Source organism: Pseudocolwellia antarctica (assembly GCF_049933045.1).
Taxonomy (GTDB): domain Bacteria; phylum Pseudomonadota; class Gammaproteobacteria; order Enterobacterales; family Alteromonadaceae; genus Pseudocolwellia.
Genome location: NZ_CP187926.1, coordinates 4,246,814 through 4,269,677 on the forward strand (window position 1 = coordinate 4,246,814; position 22,864 = coordinate 4,269,677).

A 22,864-nucleotide genomic window follows, 5' to 3' on the forward strand; every position below is an offset into this window, starting at 1 on the left:
CTGTTTCTTCCTCAATTCGCGTTCAGGTTATTGTGCTTGAACGCGAAGTTCTGCAGATGAACGGCTACGATGACCCAATAGAGTTTTAATATCGGTAGCTTTAGGTTTAACTAGTTTAAATAATGGTGCAAAAGCATCAAAGTTATTTAAAATTTCTTGTGCGCGAAGGCTGCCTGTTTCATCAAAGTGTTCACTTATAATGCCACGTAAGTGTTCTTGATGAATTGCTAGACTGTCGTTATCAATCGATAGCATTTCAATTGATTCTTTATTCAATCTAACATCTAGGTCATTTGCTTCATCTAGTACGTAAGCAAAACCACCTGTCATACCAGCACCAAAGTTAACACCTACATTACCTAACACAGTGACAACACCGCCAGTCATGTATTCACAAGTATGATCCCCCGTGCCTTCTACAACAGCGTGACAGCCTGAGTTACGTACACCAAAACGTTCACCAGCACGACCACAAGCGTATAACTTACCACCAGTAGCGCCGTATAAACAGGTATTACCCATGATCATGGTTTCATGCGATAAGTATGCTACACCTTTTGGTGACTTGATGGATATTTTACCACCCGCCATACCTTTACCAACATAATCATTTGCATCACCTGTAAGGTAAAGCTCTAAACCGCCAGCATTCCATACACCAAAACTTTGACCTGCAGTACCAGATAAGTGAATCTTAATTGGTGATGCTGCCATACCTTGGTCGCCATGATGACGTGCAATTTCACCTGAAAGTGAAGCACCTACAGAGCGATCTATATTTTGGATAGGGAATCTATATTCACCACCAGCACTGTTTACTATTGCTTCAGAAGCAGCAGCTAACATTTCTTTGTTCAGTTTACCTTCATCATACGCAACGTTTTCTTCTGTTTTGTATTGAGCCGTATTAGGACCCGCAATAACAGGAGCAATAATTGGTGATAAATCTAATTTTTGTTGCTTAGCTGTGATCCCTTTAAGAGGAACAAGTAAGTCAGTTCTACCGATAATTTCAGTTAAACTTGCAACACCTAATTTAGCCAAGATTTGACGTACGTCATGAGCAATAAATTTAAAGTAATTCATTACTTGATCTGGTAAACCTTTGAAGTACTGTTCTCTAAGTACTTCATCTTGTGTTGCAACACCTGTAGCACAGTTGTTTAGATGACAAATTCGTAAGAATTTACAACCTAAAGTTACCATAGGCGCAGTACCAAAACCGAAGCTTTCAGCACCTAAAATAGCTGCTTTAACAATATCGATTCCTGTTTTTAAACCGCCATCAACTTGTAAACGTACTTTATGACGTAAGCCATTAGCAACAAGTGATTGATGAGCTTCAGCTAAACCAAGCTCCCAAGGACAACCTGCGTATTTCACAGAAGTTAATGGACTCGCAGCTGTACCGCCGTCGTAACCTGAAATAGTAATGAAATCAGCATAAGCTTTAGCTACACCAGAAGCGATAGTTCCAACACCAGGGCCAGATACTAACTTAACTGATACAACCGCTTTAGGGTTAACTTGTTTTAAATCGAAAATTAGCTGAGCTAAATCTTCAATTGAATAAATATCGTGATGCGGAGGAGGTGAAATTAACGTTACACCTGGAACCGAAAATCTTAACTTGGCAATTAATGGTGATACTTTATCACCTGGTAATTGACCACCTTCACCTGGTTTAGCGCCTTGTGCTACTTTTATTTGTAGTACATCAGCATTCACTAAGTAATGTGGAGTTACACCAAAACGACCTGAAGCGATTTGTTTAATACGTGAGTTTTTCACTGTACCAAAACGACGCTCGTCTTCACCACCTTCACCAGAATTCGAGTAACCGCCTAAACGGTTCATCGCAATGGCTAATGCTTCATGAGCTTCAGGGCTTAATGCACCGATAGACATTGCTGCACTATCAAAACGTTTAAACATTTCGCTATCAGGTTCAACTTCACTAAGATCAATACTTTGAGTATCTTCTTTTAGTGCAAGTAAATCACGTAACATAGCTGGTGGGCGGTTATTTACCGTGTCAGCATATATTTGGTAATCAGAGTATTCACCCGTTTGAACTGCTTTTTGTAACGTGCTTACTACATCAGGGTTGTACGCATGGTATTCGCCATTGTGTACATATTTCAATAAACCACCGTGAGGTAATTTCTGATGTGGTAAAAATGCTTTACGCGCTAAGTTAATATTGTCTTGCTCAATATCTTCAAAATCTGCACCTTGAAGACGACTTGGCAATTCAGGGAAACATAGCTTCATGATGTTATCGTTTAAGCCGATAACTTCAAATAATCCTGCACAACGGTAACTTGCGATTGTTGAAATACCCATTTTAGAAAGTATTTTCAATAAGCCTTTGTTAATACCTTCACGGTAGCTTGTTACGGCTTCACGTGCGGTACCACTAATTTGACCTTGTTCAACAAGTTGCTCAATTGTTTCAAATGCTAAATACGGATAAATCGCCGTAGCACCTAAACCAAGAAGTACAGCAAATTGATGTGAGTCGCGTACTGAACCTGTTTCAACAATTATGTTCGAGTCACAACGAAGTTGCTCGTCGACTAAACGTTTTTGCAGTGCACCAACAGCCATAGCTGCAGGAATAGGTAGTTTACCTTTTTCAATCTCGCGATCTGAAAGTATAAGTAAAACACTATTTTTATTACGTACTAAGTCAACTGCTTCATCAGATAAACGAATGATTGCAGCTTCCAAACCTTCAGCTTGATCATAATTTAATGAAAGCGTGTCGCTTCTGTAATGCTCAGGATCAAGTTCACGTAATTGCTTCAAGCCTGTGTACATAAGTACTGGCGTGCCAAATGAAATACGATCAGCATGACCTGTAGTTTCATTAAATACATTATGTTCACGACCAACACAGGTCGCTAAAGACATAACGTAACGCTCACGTAATGGATCTATCGGCGGGTTAGTTACTTGCGCAAATTGCTGACGGAAATAATCGTACAAAGTACGTGATTGGCTAGACAATACAGCCATAGGTGTATCATCACCCATAGAACCTGTAGCTTCTTGACCATTCTCAGCCATAGTTTTTACAACTTGATGAATTTCTTCATAGCTGTAATTGAATAATTTATGGTATTTCGCTATGTCGCTGTCGCTAAATATACGTTTGCCAATAAGCTCTGCAGGTAATTCACTAAAAGGAACTAAACTACGGATATTCTTATCTAACCATTCACGGTAAGGATGACGAATTTTTAATTTTTCATCGATAGCAGCAGAGTTGAATATTTTGCCTGTATAGGTATCTATAGCAAGCATTTCACCAGGACCTACACGGCCTTTCTCTACAACTTCATCTTCACCATAGTCCCAAATACCAACTTCTGAAGCTAGTGTGATGAAACCATTGCGTGTAATAACGTAACGAGCAGGGCGTAAGCCATTTCTATCAAGGTTACATGCAACATGGCGACCGTTTGTCATTACAACACCCGCTGGGCCATCCCATGGTTCCATGTGCATAGAGTTAAACTCGTAAAATGCTCTTAAGTCATCATCCATATTAGGACTATTCTGCCACGCAGGAGGCATAAGTAGACGCATTGCACGGTATAAATCCATGCCACCAGCTAAAAATAGCTCAAGCATGTTATCTAATGATGATGAATCAGAACCACTTTCATTAACGAAAGGAGCTGCATTTTGTAAATCTGGTAATAAAGGAGTTTGGAAGCGGTAAGTACGCGCGCGACTCCATTGTCTATTACCTTTAATTGTGTTTATTTCACCGTTATGAGCTAAGAAGCGGAAAGGTTGCGCTAAATGCCATTGTGGTGAGGTATTCGTTGAGAAGCGTTGATGAAATACACAAATAGCACTTTGTAAGCGAATATCTGCTAAATCTAAATAGAAGTTAGGTAAATCTACAGGCATTACTAAGCCTTTGTAGATAGTTACTGAGCCCGATAAGCTAGCAACATAAAAACGATCATCAGTAATACGCTTTTCTGCACGGCGACGAGCCATATATAAACGACGCTCTAAGTCGGGGTTACGCCACCCAGCTGGAGCATCAATAAATATTTGTTCGATACCAGGTAAATTGCCAGCAGCAATTTCACCTAAAATAGTTTTATCTGTAGGTACTACTCTCCAGCCTACGACTGTAAGGGTTTCTCTTGATAATTCTTCTTCGAAAATCCTTTTAGAAAGAGCGGCTTCAATAGGGTCAGGGTTCAGGAATATCATTCCAACCGCATATTTACTACCTAGTTGCCAATTGTTTTCTTCAGCAATAGCACGAAAGAACGAGTCGGGCTTTTGCATTAATAAACCACAGCCATCGCCTGTTTTACCGTCAGATGCAATACCCCCACGGTGTTGCATACGGTCTAAAGCGTGAATAGCGGTTTTAATAAGCTTATGGCTCGTTTCACCATGCTGATGAGCAATTAAACCAAATCCACAGTTGTCTTTTTGGAAGTTGGGATCATAAAGCTGCATATTGTCTCTCCTAATACCTAATTATTATATCGTCTTGGCAACATTGGAATTAAAAAAGATAAAGTTATGTAAAAAATGCATAAACATCCTATTTTTTAACCAAGAGGAATCCGCTACATTAAACACTTTTAGCAAAAAGGTCAATATAAATTAGAGCATTTGCTCGTAACTTAATTACATAAAAGTAAGTCTTTGTATTTAAATGAATTAAATGTGTTTTTTGGATGCTTTTATCTATGGATAAAAGCATGAAATAAGGCGCAATAAATAATCGCTGATTAAATGTTCATTTATATGTAAAAAAACTACATAATTATTCTGTTTTTAACATTTGAATAATGAAAATATTAAGGGAAACTCTTATAAATTATGCTATTTAACTGGCTGTAATTATACAACAAAATGGGGATGAATTATTGAGGAAAATAAAACAGGATTCATTCTTTACGGAAGATATAAATCCTGTTTTTTGTTGCTGTTTAATTAAGCTTGGTATCCGCCAGAGATACCTTTAGTGGTAATACTTACTGCATCATGTGCATGTAATGATTCTAGATGATTTATTTTGAGCCAGAAATCATCGATATTTGTCGCTTTATTCATTTCGTACTGTAAACGGCGAGCAGCATCTTCACAAAACATTAAGTTTTGACCATTCAATCGAGCAAACTCTTGCTCATCTTCACGTTTTACCGCAGCTTGAACAGGCGTTTTCAGTGAATTTTCAACAAGGTCAACTAAGTATTTAATTGGAAACTCTTGCGCTTCGTCGTTTAATAATACTTTAACTTCAGCAACTGAACGTTGGCTATGAGGCGTTGCAACAACACCTTCTGTTGTTCCTAACCAAGCGTGAACTGTATCTAAGTCAACTTGCTTTTCATCGCCAAACTTATCAGAAAAAGCTTTCTGAATAAGCTGTCTAGCGAGAGCTGCTGAACATGGACAAGTTGATGAATACCTAATATCAACTTTAAGCTCAACAGTAAGCTTACCTTTGTTTAGTCTACCAGTAACAGTAACAGGGTATGATTTCCAACCTTGCTTGCCACTAATTAACGACTTTCTACGTAAATGGTAATCAAAGGCAAATTGTACTTTTGCATTATCGCTTAAGTCTTTATGGCTGCTAATAAAACCATCAAGCACTGTTACTAAGCTTTGGTAATTTAAAACACCATTGTTTGATAGGTCATCAATTAAAAGATATAAGCGAGACATGTGAATGCCTTTAGCTTTTGGATCTTTTAGATTAACAAATGCGTCAACATGAGCCGAAACCATGCGTTCCGCTTCGTTTTTAGATGCTACGATCATAGGCATCTCGATATTACTCATACCTACCCAATCTAAAGTACCTTCAGTTTGTGCTTTAGTGTGATTGGCAATATCAGGCATTGATGTTGGCATTTATACTCCGCTATATAGCTAAATGTTGTAATGACTTATTATGTGATTATTAAATCGACAAATTTTAAGTGGCATAGTTTATCGCATTTTTGGTACAGATGAATAATTAATATGTTCTTGGATATAACAATTATTAAGGGGATATAAGAGATCTGTATGAAAAACGCGGCTATTTTGACGTAAAGTACATTTAAAATCAATATCTATAGATGTTATCGCCGATAAAGCTATATGATCAGTGAGTTTTTTGCTAACTTAATACAATATGCTAAATAAAGAATAAAGGTAAAGGGATAAAAGTGAATAACACAGCGCATTTAGATTTAGATTTATTACAAGGTTATATTGATAACTTAGGTAAAGCGGTTGTTGAACAGATGCTACAACTTTACATTAGCCAATCAGCTATTTATATAGATGATATTCGTGGCAATGTCAGTGAAGAAAAGCAAAAGCTTTGGCAAGAAAGTTGTCATAAAATGAAAGGTGCAGCAGGAAGCGTTGGTTTGTTACTTGTGCATAAGAAGTTGGTTGCGATTGAGAAAATTGTAGAATCAGAAAGTGTTAAGCAAGAGCATATAATTGAATTAGATGAATTAAATACTCAAGCCAATACTGAATTTAGTGAGTGGCTAAGTAAAGCATACTAAACGCTTTACTTATTTTGACCTTGTAACAGATTTTTTTAACTATCGCTTTAAAGCTTAATCAAGCGTACCAATAAAGCGATAACCTTCACCATGAATAGTATTAATTAACTCTTTAGAGCCTTTAATAGATTCAAAATGCTTACGAAGGCGTCTAATGGTTACATCAACTGTTCTGTCATTCGAACGTAAGTCTCGTCCTGTCATTTCTTTAATCAGCTGCTGTCTTGTAACTATTTGACCTGCGTTTTCAATAAGAAGATGTAATGCACGGTATTCACCACGTGGAATAGAAATAATATCACCATTAGGTGATGTCATTTTTCTAGAGTTACCATCTAGTGTCCATTGGTTAAAGCTTATAACCGCATTTTCTGATTCTGTACTTGTGCTTGAAATACGACTTAAGATATTTCGTGCTCTAATCGTAAGTTCACGAGGATTAAATGGTTTAGTTAGGTAATCATCAGCGCCAATTTCTAAGCCTAAGATTTTATCAATATCGCTATCGCGGCCAGTAAGGAATATTAATCCCATATCTTGATTACTTGCTAACTCACGCGCAAGGAGCAAACCGTTTTTACCTGGAAGGTTAATATCCATTATGACTAAGTTAATGGTATGTTGTTGTAGTTGCTGATCCATGCTTTCGCCATCAGTGGCTTCAGATACAATATAACCTTCAGCTTCGAATAAATTTCGTAAGCTAAATCGAGTAACTTCTTCGTCTTCAACGATAAGTATGTGAGTTTTTTGCATTTCATTTCGTCCAGGTTAATTCTTTGTACTTATTTATTAAATAATAGTTATAAATTTAGAATTAGTATGTTTATTTTTAGTTAATGGTCTATCTTGCCTTATGTTATATAACACTAATCAATAACACAATCTTGTACTTGCCATATAAAATATATTTTACTGAGTAATAAATAATTTAACCATCTTCTTATATATTTAAGTTAACACAAATTTTACATTTTGCGTAAGTTTGCTACATTATTATTAAGATAATTACAAAAGAAGTGCTTTCAATCGGTTATTTTAAGGAAATTATCACTTTTTACATTGATAAATAGTAAAGCCTTGCTGCGAAAGTAAACGATTCGTTCTGCCAATTGTTTTTTGCATAATAGGCTCATATTTTAAAAAGCTATTAGCGACAATAATTACATCGGCATTGTTGTGTAAATAACCTTTAATACCTTCTAAGAATCTCTCTGTAGCGCTGTAGTCAGTTGTAATCCCTTGATGAAAAGGTGGATTTGATATAACTACATCATATTTATTTTTAACGTCAGATAAACTGTTAGAAGCGAATACGTTGCCAGTTAAGTTATTTAAGGCAAGCGTCTTAATTGATGACTCTAACGCGAGTGCATTTACATCGAGTAAGTTTAATTTAACTTCTGGGTGTTTTTTACCAATAAAGCTAGCAATAACACCTGCACCACAACCAAAATCTAACATATCACCAGGTTTTATATTGGGTAAGTTTTCCAATAAAATCTTAGTGCCTTTGTCTAATCCATTTTGACTAAATACACCAGGTAGTGCGGCCACTTTGATCTGTGTGCCTGCAATGTCTACTGAGTAATAATCGTACCAGTCATCTAATGTGAAAGGAGCTATGCTCTTCGATAACTGCGCAACAAAAAGTATACAGTGACGAGCCGAATCATATTTACTGCAATTGATGAGTGTTTTTTCAGTAACTTTGTTTAAGGTTTTGATGCCGCTTTTATTTTCACCCACAACAATAATATTGGTATTTTCATCTGTGGCATGAGCGATCATCGACAAAGTAAAGTTTAGCTCTGCTTTACTCTTAGGAAATGCGATAATTACGAGGTCATGTTTTTTTTCTGTTTGATAATGAGCAGTAAAAAAACGTTGGACCTTTTTGTTAGATTGATAATCACAATACTCTTCAAAGTTTATGTTGTAGCAAGAGAGTTCTGCTTGAGGATATAGGTTGATATATTCTTGAATAAACACATCATTTTTCAAATTAATAAATAAGGGAGTTTGGGCTTCCAGAATATTAATATTTCTCGACAGAATTTGGTTTACAATAATTGAAGACATAAAGGTTTAATTAGTAGTATCACAGAAGAATAAACGTCTATTCTACTGTAACAATTACTCTGATCCTAATGCCTCTTCAGATTGTTAACAAAAAACTTATGTTATTTACAATATATTAACGTTAAAATAACATTTTATTGTTTGGTGTAAGGGGTAATTTATTTTTAGCAAAATAAAGGCATGGATGAAAGTGCATTGGCTACAAAGCAATATGCGTCAGTCTTTCTTAACATATAGATTTTATAATCTGCCGCTTTTATTCGGTAATAAACCTATTGCAGATGTGTACCTGGCTTTAAATGATCCGCATAGTTTTATGCTTATTCAAGTATTATCAGACATAGAAAAAAGATTTAATTTAACTTTTAGACTGTATTTAGTAACTAATACAACGTTAAGTTCAGAAGTTGATGCTGCTTTATTAAATCAGTGGGCATTAAAAGATGCTAATCACATAGCAGATAAGTATGGCTTAATTAAAATTTCTTCATTTCCAGATATGAAAACATTAGTGACAGGTCAACAGACTTGGTTGTTACATGCTAAAACAGTAGAGCAAGCGTTAGCCGTATTTACTGATACATGGGCTAATAATTTCACCGAACACTTTCCTATATCAACACCAGTAATAACCGCGCAGATCAATAACCAACGTCGAATGTTTAGAAGAGGTTATCATGCTTCAGGCGGTTTATTCTTTTGCGGTAACTGGTTTGTGGGTGTCGATCGCTTAGAGCATTTAGAGCTTTTATTAAATGAAAAAGGTTTAAATAAAGAAGAAGCCAAGGTTACTTTTAATAAGAATGATTTACAGTTTTTGGATGATCGCAATGAAGTAGGTGCTGAATCGGTTGAAGCTTTTGTTTCTCTCAATAGTCCTTTTGCTTATTTAGGTCTTATCCAAGCAAAAAAGCTAACAGATCATTATCAAATTCCATTGTCGATTAAACCTATGATCCCAATGAATATGAGAGGCGGAACTATATCAGAGCATAAACAACGTTATATGTTGCTTGATGCAACAAGGGTTGCTCATAAGAATAATATATTACTGAAAGAATATGCTAAACCACTGACTCAAGGTGTGATAAATATTTATTCGTTGTTTTCATTTGCTCAGTTAAAAGGTAAGTCGTATGAATTTATGTTAGCTGCTTTTGATGCGATTTATGTGACACCAATTGATTTAGAACTCGATAAAAATATCAAATTAATCTGTCAAAAAATTGATATTAATTACGAAGACGCTATAGCTTATGGTAAAGAAAATGATTGGCAACAGTGGTCAGAAGAAAATCACCTAGCACTAAACGACCTTGGCTTGTGGGGCGTTCCTTGTTTTAGATATAAAGACGTAAGTTGCTGGGGTCAAGATAGATTAGTGCAAATAGAAGATGCTATATTAGCTAGCTAAAGGTAATAGATAAATACAGGTAGCAAGTGAATAACATTTCTAAAGAAGTCATGCATGTAGGTGAAATGGCGAGTGGTGCGCAATTAACGGTTCCTGTTTATCGCATTAAGGGCATTAATAGCTTAGCGCCTAGTGTTTACATTCAAGCTAATATGCATGGTGCTGAAGTTCAAGGTAATGCGGTAATATTTCAGTTACTTGAAATATTAAAGGATTCACAAGTTTATGGTGATATTACCTTAGTTCCTTATGCAAACCCTGTAGGTTGTAACCATAAAAATGGTGAATATACCTTAGGGCGATTTGATCCTATTACAGGAGTGAATTGGAATCGTATGTATTACTTTGATGAAAGCCTAATTCCTGCTTTTGTTGAACAATACAAAAATGAAACACCTTCTGTTATTCAATCAGCCTTTAAAAAACAACTTGTTCAAAGTATTGATAAAAAACTCGAAAATAGTGATTTTGGGCTAACAACAGGGCAGAGGATTGCTTACCAGTTGCAGCGATTAGCTCATCAAGCTGATATTGTTTTAGATTTACATACTGGGCCTATTTCAAGTAAACATCTTTATTGTCCTGAATATGCACAAGACAGTGCATCATATTTTAATATTCCTCATACTATTTTAATTCCTAATGTTTTTAGTGGTGCTTTAGATGAAGCTACTTTTTGTTCGTGGTGGACATTGCAAGATGCCTTGAACAAAGTAGGTAATGACTTTTCAATAACCTCTACTGAATGCGTTAAAGAAAGTTTTACTGTCGAACTTGGTTCGCAAGAACAAATTGACTTGGCTGAAGCTTATCAAGATGCGTTAAGTATTTTAACTTACTTACAACATAAAAATGTTATTGAAGAAACACCATTAAAGCCCGAAGAATTAACGCGTTATGCTTGTTATTTGAAAGATTACAAAGCGTTTTATTCACCTATGGGCGGTATGGTTGATTATCTTGCCGAATTTGGTAAACCATTAGTGGCAGGGCAGCCCTTAGCTCAAATACTTCGTATGGATAACTATGGAGACGGCGAGCCTTTACATCAAATTACTTTAGATTATGAAGTTTTGCCTATTCTTCATTTTGCTTCAGCCAGTGTGAATCAAGGTACTGAGTTATATAAAGTCTTTACACGTTATTTTACTTTGTAATTTAACTGATAAACCCAAGGTCTATTTATTAATTACGGAATAAAAAATGACGACATCATTATGATTTTTGCTTTAACTGTACTCTCTTTAATCGCTTTTGCGGCTAACTCAATTCTCTGTAGGATTGCATTAGGGCAGGGATATATTGATCCCGCTGGCTTTACCATTATTCGCTTATTATCTGGAAGTATAGCCCTTTATTTTATTTTGATTTTTCATCAGTATAGTAAAAAGGCTGATGCTAATGGCTCTTCTCAAGATAATAACGACAACTCATCTACTTCCAAAGGGAGTTGGTTAGGTAGTGCTTTATTATTTTCTTATGCATTGTCATTTTCTTATGCTTACGGCTATTTAGATACAGGTACGGGAGCGCTTATTTTGTTTGGCTCTGTACAAATCTGTTTGATCTTGTCGGCATTAATCGCAAAACAAAAATTATTATTGAGTGAATGGTTAGGTTTAGGTTTAGCTTGTATTGGGTTTGTTTATCTTATTTATCCAGAATTAACGACACCTTCTCTAGTGGGATTTGTTTTGATGATGGTCTCAGGTGTTGCATGGGCTGGTTATACCTTAATAGGTAAGCGATCTAAGGCTCCTTTAATTGATACGTGTTATAACTTCTTTAGAACCATCCCGTTTGTTTTAATCCTTTTATTATTAACGATTTCAACGACTGAATATTCTTATGATGGTATTTTGCTTGCTGTATTGTCGGGCGCTATTATGTCAGGGGTTGGTTACGCTATTTGGTATACCGCTTTAACGGGTTTAACAACAACTAAAGCGGCAGTTGTTCAGCTTTTAGTTCCTGTGATAGCGACTATCGGCGGAGTGATATTTATGAGTGAAGCGATGACAACTCGTTTACAAATATCAACACTGATGGTGTTAGGAGGAATAGCACTTGTATTATTAAGTAAGCAATTTCTTTCTAAATCGAAGCAAGCTTAGTTAAATTATATTTGTAGTGAGGAAATTCAATAACGATCACATTTAATCGTTATTGAATTAATCTATTTATATATGAAGTGGCTTTTATTAAAAAACGATATGACTTTTAAGATAGCTGAACAATTCTTTAAAGTATTTTGCTGGTTTCTCGGCTTTTACTTCTTTACTTGCTTGACGGATCAACTGACGTAACTTTTGTCTTTCCATTTCTGGATTCTCTGTAAGTAATGATTCAATCGCATCATTATCACCTTCAATCAACGCATCTCTTAAGGACTCTAATTTAGTGTGCTTAACAGACTCTTGTTGATGTTTGTTCGCCATAACATCTAACGCTTGATATATTGGCTCAAGATCAGTTTCAGAGAGTATTTTGGCTATATGACGAATATGCCTACGCAATGCCTCATGTTTATTCAGAATTTTGTCAGCCAAAACCATGGCGTCTTTTAACTCATCTGTTAAAGGAAGACGACTACGTTGATGTTTAGACATTTCTACAATTTTTTGTCCAAAATCTTGTAATCTGTGCATTTCACGTTTTATTTCAGATTTACTTTTTAAATCTTCATCTAATTCGTCGATATCGTTAGCAGACTGGGGCATAATGTTTAGTAATATAATTGAAATTACCAATAGTATACTACACCTCTGCAATCCAAAAATAGTAGATAGTCTTATTTGTTAGTATTTCATCAATCATTAAATGCATTAGAGACATAAATTCCATCATGACAGAATCAAACGGCATTATTAATCAACTTGAACAAGTAAAAAATCGCGTAGCTAAAGTTCTTGAATTAGCAGAGACCTTAGGTGTTGATTCTGCAGAAGTCGCGATGAGCAGACAGCAAGGTTTAAGTGTTGGCACACGTATGGGCGAAGTTGAAACGGTTGAATTTACCAATGATGGCGCTTTAGGACTTACTGTTTACATAGAGGGTCGTAAAGGTAGTGCATCCACTGCTGACCTTTCAGAAGGCGCATTACAACAAGCAGTACAAGCGGCTGTAAATATAGCTAAATATACTTCAGTAGATGATTGTTCTGGTTTAGCTGATAAATCGCTACTTGCAATGGAGCCGGAAGATTTAGATTTATATCATCATAAAGCCATTAATACTGATGAAGCGATAGAAATTGCTAAAGCGTGTGAAGAAAGTGCATTAGCTTACGATAAACGCATTACTAATTCAGATGGCGCAAGTTTAGATACGTTTGAAGGCTTTAAGGTTTATGGTAATACTCATGGACAGCTTGTTGGATATCCAAGTAGTCGACATAGTTTAAGTTGTGTAATGATCGCTGGTGAAGGTGATGATATGCAACGTGATTATGCTTATACCGTTAGTCGAAAGTTCGATTTATTAGATGCGCCAGCACTTGTTGGTGTTGAAGCGGCAAAAGAAACTTTATCACGATTAAATCCACAAAAATTACCTACGGGTAAAGTTCCTGTAATGTTTAGAGCGGATATTGCTAATACTATCTTCGGACATTTTATTGCAGCGATCAGTGGTGGTAATTTATATAGAAAATCATCTTTCTTATTAGATTCTATTGGAAAGTCAGTTTTTCCTGACTTTTTAAATATTAGTGAGCGTCCTCATATCAAAGGTGCACTAGCGAGTAGCACATTTGACAGTGAAGGCGTAAAAACACTTGATAGAGAAATTATTACAGCAGGTTGTTTAGAAACTTACTTATTAACTAGCTACTCAGCAAGAAAGTTAGGCTTACAAACTACAGGTCATGCGGGTGGTATTCATAACTGGATATTAAATGCAGAAGGTGAAGGTCGAGGCGGTAACTTTGATAATATGCTTAAGAAACTAGGCACTGGTTTTCTAGTAACTGAGTTAATGGGGCAAGGCGTTAACGTTGTAAATGGCGATTATTCTCGTGGTGCAGCAGGCTTTTGGGTTGAGAACGGTGAAATTGCATTCCCTGTTGCAGAAGTAACGATTGCAGGTAACTTACAAGAGATGTTTAAAGGTTTAGTTGCTGTAGGTGACGATGTGGATATGCGCGGCAGCATTAGAACGGGCTCGTTACTTATGAATGAAATGCAGGTTGCTGGTAACTAAACTATTTAGGATTTGAGTTTAGACTTGAACTTTGATTTAGCAGGAGCTTAACTTAAGTTCATTATAAGTTAGAAATAGACTAAAAAATAAAGCGTGCTCACTATTAAGTGAGCACGCTTTTTTTTCTGGCTAAGTCAGTAGTAGGGTCGCTGTTCCTAAAAAGGCAAATATACCTACAACATCTGTTACTGTGGTTAATATAACACTGCCAGCTAATGCGGGGTCTATGTTCATACGTTTCAGTAACAAAGGCACTGATACCCCAGCGAGACCTGCTGCAGTCATATTCATTAACATCGCAAAAGCTATAACTAAGCCTAGCATGAAGTCTTGCTTCCAAACGGCAACTACTGTTGCAATTAATACAGCCCAAATAATACCATTGAGAAAGCCGACAGCGAGTTCTTTAAGTAATAAGGTTTTAGAGTTACTGTCACCAACATGACCTAACGCCATACCACGAATAACAAGTGTTAAGGTTTGATTACCCGCTACACCACCCATACTAGGTACAAGGGAGTTCAATACAGCTAAAATAGCTAATTGGGCAAGTATTCCTTCAAACATACTGGTAACGGCTACCGCGAGTAATGCGGTGATTAAGTTAACACCTAGCCAGATAGAGCGTTGTTGTGTACTTTTTAAAACAGGAGCGAAAGTATCGGCTTCATCATCTAAACCCGCCATACTCATCATAGAATGTTCTGCTTCTTCACGAATTATATCAATAACATCATCTATGGTTATACGACCTAATAGATGACCTTTTTTATCGATAACGGGTGCAGAAAACCAATCATATCTTTCAAATAATTGTGCAACTTCAGTTTCTCGCATTGTAACGTTTACCGCTTCAATCTCGTCGTTAACTAAAGTTAATATAATAACATCAGGCTTTGCGGTAATGATCACAGATAATGAAACTGAACCTATGAATTTGTTATGTCGATCAACCACATAAAATGAATCGGTGGATTCAGGTAATTTACCTTTTAAACGTAAGTATCTTAATACTACATCGACTGAAACATCTGGGCGGATAGTGATGGTATCTGTGTTCATGATACCGCCAGCTGTGTCTTCTTCATAAGACAGGGCTTTTTCAACTCGACTTCTATCTTGCGAGTCCATCGAGCTTAGTACATTTTGATAAGCACTATCTGGTAGTGTTCTTAATACTTCAGCAACATCATCTACATCCATGCCTTCTGCAAGAGCAGCAAGCTTCTCAGGACGCATACTTTTAAGTATGCCTTTACGTACTTCTTCGTTTAGTTCTTCAAGTACATCACCATGATTATCGTTATCGATAAGTTGCCATAAAATAGCACGAGTTTTTGGTGGTGATGATTCTAGAATAAGGGCTAGATCATAGGCTGGCATCTTCTGTAGCAGTTTTCGAACATGCACAAACATACCACTGCTGAGAGCGGCATTAACTTCGAGGAGTCTTTGTTGGTTATATTCTTGTTCTGCTATTTCTGCCATAAACCCTTCATGTACGAATTAGGTGGGTATGCTCAGCCCGTAATTTGAGTTCAGTTGAAGTAAAGTCTGCGATTATCAATTTTGAACTATTTATATGAAATTAATATTAAATAGTACGTGTTATTTGTATCGGATATGACTGTATTAGGGGCTACTGATAATAAATATTCTATCCTAACTCAATTGTTTTATCAGCTTTTTTCTTTATGTTGGTATGATTGAATTTGGCGCTAGGTGTATAAATAATAAGTATTATTCTTCTTCATCAAACTTGTCTGAGAATAACTGACAAATACTATCAATAGCGGCTTTAGCATCAACACCTTCAGTGACTACGGTAACGCTTTTTCCTTGGCTACCTGCAAGCAACATTAATCCCATAATACTACTGGCATCAGCAGAGTTATCGTTTAACGAAACAGTAACTGATGCATCGAACTTTTGACATAGTTGAGCAAGCTTTGTTGCTGCTCTTGCATGTAAACCAAGTTTGTTGCTGATAATAAGTGTTTTTTCGCATGTGATCATAATGTTGTTTTTCTTATTTTATGTACTTGATATGGTGATGTCTCGGTGACGAGATTGTACGTCTTCACGTTCTTTTCTTAAATTGTTAGCCAACAGTTCTGCAATATAAACTGAGCGATGTTTACCACCAGTACAGCCAATTGCTATGGTTACATAGCTGCGGTTATTACGCTCTAAATGAGGTAACCATGTCATCATAAAGCTATTAATTTGCCAAATAAACTTAGTAACGATAGGTTGGCTAGAAAGAAAGTCTTTAACTGGCTGATCTAATCCAGTATAAGTTTTTAGTTCTTTATCCCAAAAAGGATTAGGTAAGAACCGTGCATCAAATACATAGTCAGCATCTTGTGGTACGCCATGCTTAAAACCAAAAGATTCAAATACTACCACCATAGAACCTGACTTTTTACCGAGAATTCTTTCTCTGACTAAATCGGCAAGCTGATGAGGAGATAGTTGGCTAGTATTAATATAAAGCCCTGTACGTGTTGAAATAGGCTCGAGTAACTTCTTCTCTAATGCAATCGCTTGATCAAGCGCTATATTCTTTTTAATTAGCGGATGTAATCTTCTGGTTTCACTGAAGCGTCTTATAAGATCACTGTCGTCAGCATCCAGATATAAAATGTTTAAATCAACGGTATTCGGTAGGTAATCTAATATTTCGGAAACATCTTGAGGATTGTTAGGTAAATTACGAACATCAATACTTACCGCTACATTTTCGTAATCGTTGATCACGGTATGCACGAGTGCAGGCAATAAATTTACAGGGATATTATCAACACAATAGTAACCTAAATCTTCTAGTACTCTTAAGGCTACTGATTTTCCTGAACCTGAACGTCCACTTACGATAATTAACTTCATTGAGCTGTTCGATCCTTTTTTATGTGTTTTGTTGGATAAGCTTGAACAATTCTTCATTACTTTGACACTTTCTAACTTGCTTAGCTATTTGCTTATTGCCGAATAACTTAGCAATACTTTGTAAAGTCGTTAAGTGCTCTTTACAAGCATCTTCGGGAACAAATAGGGCAATAAAAATATCGACAGGTTTATTGTCTATCGCGTCAAAGTCAATAGGTGTTTCAGTAGTTACGACAACAGCAACCACAGACTTAGCATTTGCCAGTCGCCCATGAGGGATTGCAATGCCATTGCCAATTCCTGTAGAGCCTAGTTTTTCTCTAGACACTAAACTTTCTAATAACTCGTACGGACTATGCTCAGAAATTTTGTCGGAGGCTATGGTGCAAATTTGGTCTAAAATTCGTTTCTTGCTAGAACCAGAAATTGCACAACATGTGCAATCTGGTAATAAGATATCTTGCAAAGTCATAATTACTTCTAAAGCCTACTTTATTCTACTGAGTTAATGGGTTGCGGTTTTGCCTTTGTACTTCAAAATTTGACGATCTAACTTTTCAATTAAAGCATCGATTGAAGCGTACATATCTTGATTGTCTGCCGTTGCATGAACTTCTGTACCTTTTAAATGAACAGTTGCTTCAGCAATTTGGTTTATTTTCTCAACTGTTAATACTACATATACATTATTAATTTGATCAATATGTCGTTCTAGCCTTAAAAATTTCGTATTAACATATTCGCGTAAAGAGTTAGTGATATCTACATGGTGGCCTGTTAGGTTTATTTGCATAAGTTAACGTCCTCTTTTAGTCATATTGGAAAATTATATTAAGCTCTTACGTTGATTCGACGGCGGTATTGATAATGACTCTCTATATTTCGCGACAGTACGACGCGCGACTTTGATACCTTGCTCAGCAAGGATTTCTGCCATTTTGTTATCACTTAATGGTTTTGCTGGAATTTCTGCGGCAACAAGTTTCTTAATAAGCTCTCTTATTGCTGTAGAAGAACAGTCACCACCATTATCAGTGCTTACATGGCTTGAGAAAAAGTATTTAAGTTCAAAAATCCCTCTTGGGGTATGCATGTACTTTTGAGTAGTTACGCGAGAAATTGTTGATTCATGCATATCTACTGCTTCAGCAATGTCATTTAAAACCATAGGTCTCATGGATTCAGGACCATGTTCAAAAAAGCCCTGTTGACGCTGCACTATACAATTTGACACTTTTAATAATGTATCGTTCCTACTTTCTAAACTTTTAATAAACCATTTAGCTTCTTGCAAGTTAGAACGTATATATTGTGTATCGTTTGATGACTTCATTGAGCGGCTCATCGATGCATACTGTTGATTTACAGAAAGCTTAGGTGCTGTGTCTGGGTTTAATTCTACTACCCAGCGACCATTTTTCTTTTCAACGGAAACATCAGGGATCACGTATTGTTCATCACTTTTAACAACACTGTCGCCAGGACGAGGATCTAATGATTGAATTAAGCGTAATACTTCGCGTAGTTGATCTTCTTTTAAACGCGTTTTACGCATTAATTGACGGTAATCTCTATTACCTAATAAATCTATATGCTCTTTTACAACTTGTTTACTTTCTTTAAGCCAAGGTGTAGCGGTATCAAATTGATTAAGTTGTATCAGTAAACAATCAGCAACAGAACGTGCACCTACACCTACAGGATCAAAAACATTAATACGTTTTAGTACGGCTTGAACTTCGTCTAATTCAAGATCTTCAATACCAACACAATCGAGAATGTCTTCACAAGAAACCGTTAGGTATCCTGACTCATCAATAGCTTCAATAATGGCTATGGCGATGGTTTTATCGGTATCACTAAAAGGAGTTAGTTCCATTTGCCACAAAAGATGATCTTGTAGAGAATCTTTGGTTTCACCTTGATAGGTATAATCTTCAGAAGGAGAGCTAATACTACCTGTATTAGAAATACCTGCGCTGTAGCTTTCATCCCATGTGGTATCTATATTAAGTTCTTCGGGGATGTCGGTATTGCTCATCGCTTCAGTCGTTGATATTTCATCAATAGAGGGAGTAGAGTCTTCTGAACCGTCAGTGCTGCCTTTATCTGTATCCGCTTTTGCGTTTGCAGAGAATGCATCTTCTAAATTATTAACGGAACTATCCTGAGAGTTAGGGGAACTCTCATCAACTTCAAGCAACGGGTTATTCTCCAAAGCTTCTTGAATTTCCTGTTGTAAATCTAACGTTGATAGTTGCAGCAACTTTATTGCTTGTTGCAACTGAGGTGTCATCGTTAGATGTTGTCCTATACGGAGTTGTAAAGAAGGGCGCATCTACGTATTATTTATCCTATTAATCATATAAACATTATTGATACTTATTGATAACTATAGCGTAAATTGTTCGCCAAGGTATACATCTCTTACATGTTGATTTGAAAGTATCTCATCAGCATTACCTTCTGCGATTAATTCACCATGACTTACAATATAGGCATGTTCACATACATCAAGTGTTTCACGAACATTATGGTCTGTTATGAGTATGCCGATGCCTCGTTCTTTTAAGTGTAGAATAATCTTTTTAATATCACCTACAGAGATAGGGTCGACACCCGCAAAAGGTTCATCTAATAATATAAACTTAGGGTCTGCGGCTAATGCTCGTGCAATTTCTACTCTGCGACGCTCACCACCCGATAAACTCATACCTAAATTGTCTTTTATGTGGCCTATATTAAACTCTTCTAGTAAGTGCTCTAACTTTGCTTCGCGTTCAACTTGGTTTAAAGCTTTTTGCGTTTGTAAAATGGCCATGATGTTGTCATAAACGCTAAGTTTTCTGAAAATTGAAGCTTCTTGAGGAAGGTAACCAATACCTTTTCTAGCACGTTCATGCATAGGTAATAAGGTGACATCTTCATCATTAAGAACAATAGAGCCTTCATCGTTAGGTACAAGACCTACAATCATGTAAAAAGAGGTTGTTTTACCTGCGCCATTTGGGCCGAGTAAGCCAACAATTTGACCCGCGTTAACGGTTAAGCCAACATTTTTTACAACTTTACGGCTTTTGTATGATTTAGCCAAACCTTTTGCAATTAGAGTAGAGGTAGCCATGCTTTATTGAATATCCTCAACGAGTGGTTTGTCTGTGTTTATTTTGGTTTTAGTTTTTGGCTGAATAACTGTTTTCACTTTGTCATTCTCATTACTTTCAGCATTCACATATTCTGTTTCTGCGTTATAAGTAATTTTGCTACCACTTACTTCACTACCGTCTTGTTGTAATAATGCATTACCTGAAATAACCACAGTATTTAAAGAAGGTTCGTATCTAATTTCGTTGGCTTGTAAGTTAATCGGCTTGCCATCGTCTAATGTTTGCTCAAACGTTGCTGGCTTTCCTTTAGCTATATAGGTTTTTTCACCTGTATCAACATCGGTGATCACTTGTACTAAGTCAGCCTTAATAATTAGGGTGCCTTGTTTGATAACTACATTATCGATGTAACTAAAAATTTTATTTTTTAGATCCGCTGATTGTTTGCTGGCATCAATACTTAATTCTTGATTTATATCGAGCTTTTTAGCTAAAGCTGTAGAGCTAGCTAAAGACGATAATACGAGAATTAATAAGCTACTTTTGAGTTTTTTGGTAAATAGTTTGCACATGTTCAGTTAATGTCATCTGTTTGGTGTTTATATCAACAATTAATCCAGAACCGTACACGGTAAAGCCATTACCTAAAATAACGATGGCTTGTTCTGAGCTAATAATGTTTGTGTTTAAGTCTAATTCAATCGATTTTCCATGAATTTGCTGTATTAAGCTATCAGGATCCGTAGATTCTAACTTCACTCTATTTTTTAAGCTTACACGATTGTTTTTAAACAGTGTGCCTTCTTTTGAGCTAATTTTCCATGGAACATCTTTATTTTCTGGGTATAAGGTCAAGCTCGGAAATTCAAAGTGAGTAACTTCTATACCCGAATAATGTTCCATTCTTTGTGCATCGATAATATGAGAAAGCGCTCCAGTTTCACTAAAAGTGTTACTTTTTAATGATTCAGCAATAAAGTCGGGCGTTAATTCTGTATCTATCGTTTTTATTATTTGTTGATGTGATTGCTTCCATTCTATTAAACCGTAAGCAATGCAGGCTACTAATAAAGCAAATAAAGCTGTGGTGTAAAGCCTATTCATATACTAGCGCCAGTTGCATTAGCTAGTGTATTTTGAGTTTGCATAATTAAATCACACACTTCACGAACAGCACCAAAACCTCCACGAGTGAAGGTGGTGTAATGTGCTAATTGTAAAATCTGAGGGTGAGCATCATTGACTGCAATACTTAACCCGATATAAGCCATACATTCATAATCAGGCATATCGTCGCCAATATAAGCAACTTGTTCAGGTTTTAAATTTAGTTTGTTTAGAATGTTTTTTAACGCAGGTAGTTTATCTTCTTCACCTTGAACTATGTGTTTTACGTTCAGCGCTGTCATTCTGGTTTGCACTATATTGGATTGTCGCCCTGTAATCACAGCAACATCAACACCGCTTGCTCCTAGTGCTTTTATTCCGTATCCATCTTTAGTATGAAAGGCTTTTAACTCTTCACCGTCATTTCCTAAATAGATGCGACCATCTGAAAATACACCATCGATATCACATATAAAAAGTTTTATATTTTTGGCTTTGTTTAGAACTTCATCTGAAACATTTCCATAAAGTGTATTCATTTAAATGATCCCTGATTTTAGAAGTACATGCATATTCATTGCGCCAATTGGCGTGTTGTTCTCATCTACGATAATAAGACCATTAATTTTTTTGTCTTCCATTACCTTTAATGCTTCAGCTGCTAACATATCGGCTGAGGCTACCGTAGGATTCTCTGTCATTACACTCGTAATTTCATCTTGATGAATATCTATTTTTTGATCTAGTATTCTGCGTAAATCACCGTCAGTAAATAACCCCACAAGCTTATTATTAGTAACAACAGCAGTCATGCCTAAACCTTTTAATGACATTTCGACTAATGCATCTTTAATTTTTGCTGTGCTTTGTACAACAGGAACACGCTCATCAGTGTGCATAACATCAGAAAGTCTAAGTAATAATCGCTTGCCTAAACTACCACCTGGATGTGATAAGGCAAAATCGTCAGCGGTAAAACCTCTAGCGTTAAGTAAAGCAACAGCTAAAGCATCGCCCATGACTAAGGTTGCTGTTGTACTTGATGTTGGTGTTAAACCTAATGGACAAGCTTCTTTAGATATTTTAATACATACATGAGTGTCTGAAATGCTGGCGAGAGTTGAATTACTATTGCCTGTCATCGCTATGAGCTTGCTGCCAATGCGTTTGATCACTGGCATTATTGAAAGCACTTCTTCAGTTTCACCCGAATTAGAAATAGCTAATACTACATCATCTTGTGTGATCATGCCTAAATCACCATGACTGGCTTCTCCAGGATGAACAAAAAAAGCAGGTGTCCCTGTACTAGCTAACGTAGCTGCTATTTTTCCACCAATATGGCCAGACTTCCCCATACCAATAACAATAACTCTACCTTTACAATCAAACATTAATTGGCAGGCTAGTTCGAATTCGTCGTTTATGTATTGTTTGATTTCTTCAATAGCTTGTTTTTCAATATCAATAACATTGATAGCAAGCTGTTTAAATTGTTTCATGAGATAGT

The 22,864-nt window shown here is 36.3% G+C and carries 21 protein-coding genes; 5 read left to right on the forward strand and 16 right to left on the reverse strand.

What is annotated here, in order from left to right; genetic code table 11:
* Nucleotides 1-27: 27 nt before the first annotated feature.
* Both gltB and folE2 read right to left on the reverse strand, forming a co-directional pair.
* Nucleotides 28-4,494, reverse strand: a complete 4,467-nt coding sequence (gltB, locus tag ACPUVN_RS18400) for a glutamate synthase large subunit (RefSeq protein ID WP_426358866.1) — start codon at nt 4,492-4,494, stop codon at nt 28-30.
* A 483-nt stretch (nt 4,495-4,977) separates the two neighbouring features.
* Complete coding sequence (folE2, locus tag ACPUVN_RS18405) at nt 4,978-5,904, reverse strand: GTP cyclohydrolase FolE2 (RefSeq protein WP_426369612.1); 927 nt, start codon at nt 5,902-5,904, stop codon at nt 4,978-4,980.
* Between the two features lie 299 nt (nt 5,905-6,203).
* Between folE2 and ACPUVN_RS18410 the strand changes: the two genes are divergently transcribed.
* A complete protein-coding gene (locus tag ACPUVN_RS18410) occupies nt 6,204-6,554 on the forward strand; it encodes an Hpt domain-containing protein (protein WP_426358864.1) in 351 nt (116 codons plus the stop codon).
* A gap of 54 nt (nt 6,555-6,608) precedes the next feature.
* Here the strand turns inward: ACPUVN_RS18410 and arcA are convergent, their stop codons facing one another.
* Nucleotides 6,609-7,310, reverse strand: coding sequence for a two-component system response regulator ArcA (gene arcA / locus ACPUVN_RS18415; protein ID WP_426369613.1), 702 nt, complete (start codon nt 7,308-7,310; stop codon nt 6,609-6,611).
* A gap of 294 nt (nt 7,311-7,604) precedes the next feature.
* The gene (locus ACPUVN_RS18420) at nt 7,605-8,636 is read right to left on the reverse strand and encodes a methyltransferase (protein WP_426358862.1); all 1,032 of its coding nucleotides are present in this window, start codon (nt 8,634-8,636) and stop codon (nt 7,605-7,607) included.
* Nucleotides 8,637-8,820: 184 nt separating this feature from the next.
* Between ACPUVN_RS18420 and ACPUVN_RS18425 the strand changes: the two genes are divergently transcribed.
* The 3 genes from ACPUVN_RS18425 to ACPUVN_RS18435 are packed head-to-tail and all read left to right on the forward strand — an operon-like array spanning nt 8,821 to nt 12,164.
* Nucleotides 8,821-10,050: a DsbA family protein gene (locus ACPUVN_RS18425; protein WP_426369614.1), complete on the forward strand. Its 1,230-nt coding sequence runs from the start codon at nt 8,821-8,823 to the stop codon at nt 10,048-10,050.
* Between the two features lie 26 nt (nt 10,051-10,076).
* Entirely contained in the window at nt 10,077-11,207 is a 1,131-nt protein-coding gene (locus ACPUVN_RS18430; RefSeq protein ID WP_426358859.1) for a succinylglutamate desuccinylase/aspartoacylase family protein, read from the forward strand.
* Between the two features lie 60 nt (nt 11,208-11,267).
* Complete coding sequence (locus ACPUVN_RS18435; RefSeq protein WP_426358858.1) at nt 11,268-12,164, forward strand: DMT family transporter; 897 nt, start codon at nt 11,268-11,270, stop codon at nt 12,162-12,164.
* 87 nt (nt 12,165-12,251) lie between these two features.
* On the opposite strand, the gene yjgA is transcribed toward ACPUVN_RS18435, so the two are convergent.
* A complete protein-coding gene (gene yjgA / locus ACPUVN_RS18440) occupies nt 12,252-12,770 on the reverse strand; it encodes a ribosome biogenesis factor YjgA (RefSeq protein ID WP_426360516.1) in 519 nt (172 codons plus the stop codon).
* A 125-nt stretch (nt 12,771-12,895) separates the two neighbouring features.
* On the opposite strand from yjgA, the gene pmbA reads away from it, so the two are divergent.
* A complete protein-coding gene (pmbA, locus tag ACPUVN_RS18445; protein ID WP_426369615.1) occupies nt 12,896-14,251 on the forward strand; it encodes a metalloprotease PmbA in 1,356 nt (451 codons plus the stop codon).
* Between the two features lie 129 nt (nt 14,252-14,380).
* On the opposite strand, the gene mgtE is transcribed toward pmbA, so the two are convergent.
* The 11 genes from mgtE to ACPUVN_RS18500 all read right to left on the reverse strand — a co-directional run bounded on the left by mgtE (nt 14,381) and on the right by ACPUVN_RS18500 (nt 22,856).
* Entirely contained in the window at nt 14,381-15,739 is a 1,359-nt protein-coding gene (mgtE, locus tag ACPUVN_RS18450; RefSeq protein WP_426358856.1) for a magnesium transporter, read from the reverse strand.
* Nucleotides 15,740-15,991: 252 nt separating this feature from the next.
* Entirely contained in the window at nt 15,992-16,267 is a 276-nt protein-coding gene (locus ACPUVN_RS18455; protein ID WP_426358855.1) for an HPr family phosphocarrier protein, read from the reverse strand.
* An 18-nt stretch (nt 16,268-16,285) separates the two neighbouring features.
* A complete protein-coding gene (rapZ, locus tag ACPUVN_RS18460; RefSeq protein WP_426358854.1) occupies nt 16,286-17,140 on the reverse strand; it encodes an RNase adapter RapZ in 855 nt (284 codons plus the stop codon).
* Between the two features lie 19 nt (nt 17,141-17,159).
* Nucleotides 17,160-17,612: a PTS IIA-like nitrogen regulatory protein PtsN gene (gene ptsN / locus ACPUVN_RS18465; RefSeq protein ID WP_426358853.1), complete on the reverse strand. Its 453-nt coding sequence runs from the start codon at nt 17,610-17,612 to the stop codon at nt 17,160-17,162.
* A 33-nt stretch (nt 17,613-17,645) separates the two neighbouring features.
* Complete coding sequence (gene hpf / locus ACPUVN_RS18470) at nt 17,646-17,933, reverse strand: ribosome hibernation promoting factor (protein ID WP_426358852.1); 288 nt, start codon at nt 17,931-17,933, stop codon at nt 17,646-17,648.
* A gap of 33 nt (nt 17,934-17,966) precedes the next feature.
* Nucleotides 17,967-19,478 carry an RNA polymerase factor sigma-54 gene (locus ACPUVN_RS18475; protein ID WP_426369616.1) on the reverse strand — a complete coding sequence of 504 codons (1,512 nt, stop codon included), beginning with the start codon at nt 19,476-19,478 and terminating at the stop codon, nt 17,967-17,969.
* Between the two features lie 54 nt (nt 19,479-19,532).
* Nucleotides 19,533-20,264, reverse strand: coding sequence for an LPS export ABC transporter ATP-binding protein (lptB, locus tag ACPUVN_RS18480; protein WP_426358851.1), 732 nt, complete (start codon nt 20,262-20,264; stop codon nt 19,533-19,535).
* A gap of 3 nt (nt 20,265-20,267) precedes the next feature.
* Complete coding sequence (lptA, locus tag ACPUVN_RS18485) at nt 20,268-20,819, reverse strand: lipopolysaccharide transport periplasmic protein LptA (protein WP_426358850.1); 552 nt, start codon at nt 20,817-20,819, stop codon at nt 20,268-20,270.
* Entirely contained in the window at nt 20,785-21,351 is a 567-nt protein-coding gene (gene lptC / locus ACPUVN_RS18490; RefSeq protein ID WP_426358849.1) for an LPS export ABC transporter periplasmic protein LptC, read from the reverse strand. The genes lptA and lptC overlap by 35 nt, the downstream gene beginning before the upstream one ends.
* Complete coding sequence (gene kdsC, locus ACPUVN_RS18495; RefSeq protein ID WP_426358848.1) at nt 21,348-21,893, reverse strand: 3-deoxy-manno-octulosonate-8-phosphatase KdsC; 546 nt, start codon at nt 21,891-21,893, stop codon at nt 21,348-21,350. The genes lptC and kdsC overlap by 4 nt, the downstream gene beginning before the upstream one ends.
* The gene (locus ACPUVN_RS18500) at nt 21,894-22,856 is read right to left on the reverse strand and encodes a KpsF/GutQ family sugar-phosphate isomerase (protein WP_426358847.1); all 963 of its coding nucleotides are present in this window, start codon (nt 22,854-22,856) and stop codon (nt 21,894-21,896) included.
* Between the last annotated feature and the right edge of the window lie 8 nt (nt 22,857-22,864).

Coding starts and splice junctions, on each gene's coding strand:
- ACPUVN_RS18500 (WP_426358847.1), bottom strand. CDS start 22,856: ATGAAACAATTTAAACAGCTTGCTATCAATGTTATTGATATTGAAAAA.
- mgtE (WP_426358856.1), bottom strand. CDS start 15,739: ATGGCAGAAATAGCAGAACAAGAATATAACCAACAAAGACTCCTCGAA.
- hpf (WP_426358852.1), bottom strand. CDS start 17,933: ATGCAAATAAACCTAACAGGCCACCATGTAGATATCACTAACTCTTTA.
- folE2 (WP_426369612.1), bottom strand. CDS start 5,904: ATGCCAACATCAATGCCTGATATTGCCAATCACACTAAAGCACAAACT.
- yjgA (WP_426360516.1), bottom strand. CDS start 12,770: ATGCCCCAGTCTGCTAACGATATCGACGAATTAGATGAAGATTTAAAA.
- lptC (WP_426358849.1), bottom strand. CDS start 21,351: ATGAATAGGCTTTACACCACAGCTTTATTTGCTTTATTAGTAGCCTGC.
- arcA (WP_426369613.1), bottom strand. CDS start 7,310: ATGCAAAAAACTCACATACTTATCGTTGAAGACGAAGAAGTTACTCGA.
- ACPUVN_RS18475 (WP_426369616.1), bottom strand. CDS start 19,478: ATGCGCCCTTCTTTACAACTCCGTATAGGACAACATCTAACGATGACA.
- rapZ (WP_426358854.1), bottom strand. CDS start 17,140: ATGAAGTTAATTATCGTAAGTGGACGTTCAGGTTCAGGAAAATCAGTA.
- ACPUVN_RS18455 (WP_426358855.1), bottom strand. CDS start 16,267: ATGATCACATGCGAAAAAACACTTATTATCAGCAACAAACTTGGTTTA.
- ACPUVN_RS18425 (WP_426369614.1), top strand. CDS start 8,821: ATGAAAGTGCATTGGCTACAAAGCAATATGCGTCAGTCTTTCTTAACA.
- ACPUVN_RS18435 (WP_426358858.1), top strand. CDS start 11,268: ATGATTTTTGCTTTAACTGTACTCTCTTTAATCGCTTTTGCGGCTAAC.
- ptsN (WP_426358853.1), bottom strand. CDS start 17,612: ATGACTTTGCAAGATATCTTATTACCAGATTGCACATGTTGTGCAATT.
- gltB (WP_426358866.1), bottom strand. CDS start 4,494: ATGCAGCTTTATGATCCCAACTTCCAAAAAGACAACTGTGGATTTGGT.
- lptA (WP_426358850.1), bottom strand. CDS start 20,819: ATGTGCAAACTATTTACCAAAAAACTCAAAAGTAGCTTATTAATTCTC.
- lptB (WP_426358851.1), bottom strand. CDS start 20,264: ATGGCTACCTCTACTCTAATTGCAAAAGGTTTGGCTAAATCATACAAA.
- pmbA (WP_426369615.1), top strand. CDS start 12,896: ATGACAGAATCAAACGGCATTATTAATCAACTTGAACAAGTAAAAAAT.
- ACPUVN_RS18420 (WP_426358862.1), bottom strand. CDS start 8,636: ATGTCTTCAATTATTGTAAACCAAATTCTGTCGAGAAATATTAATATT.
- kdsC (WP_426358848.1), bottom strand. CDS start 21,893: ATGAATACACTTTATGGAAATGTTTCAGATGAAGTTCTAAACAAAGCC.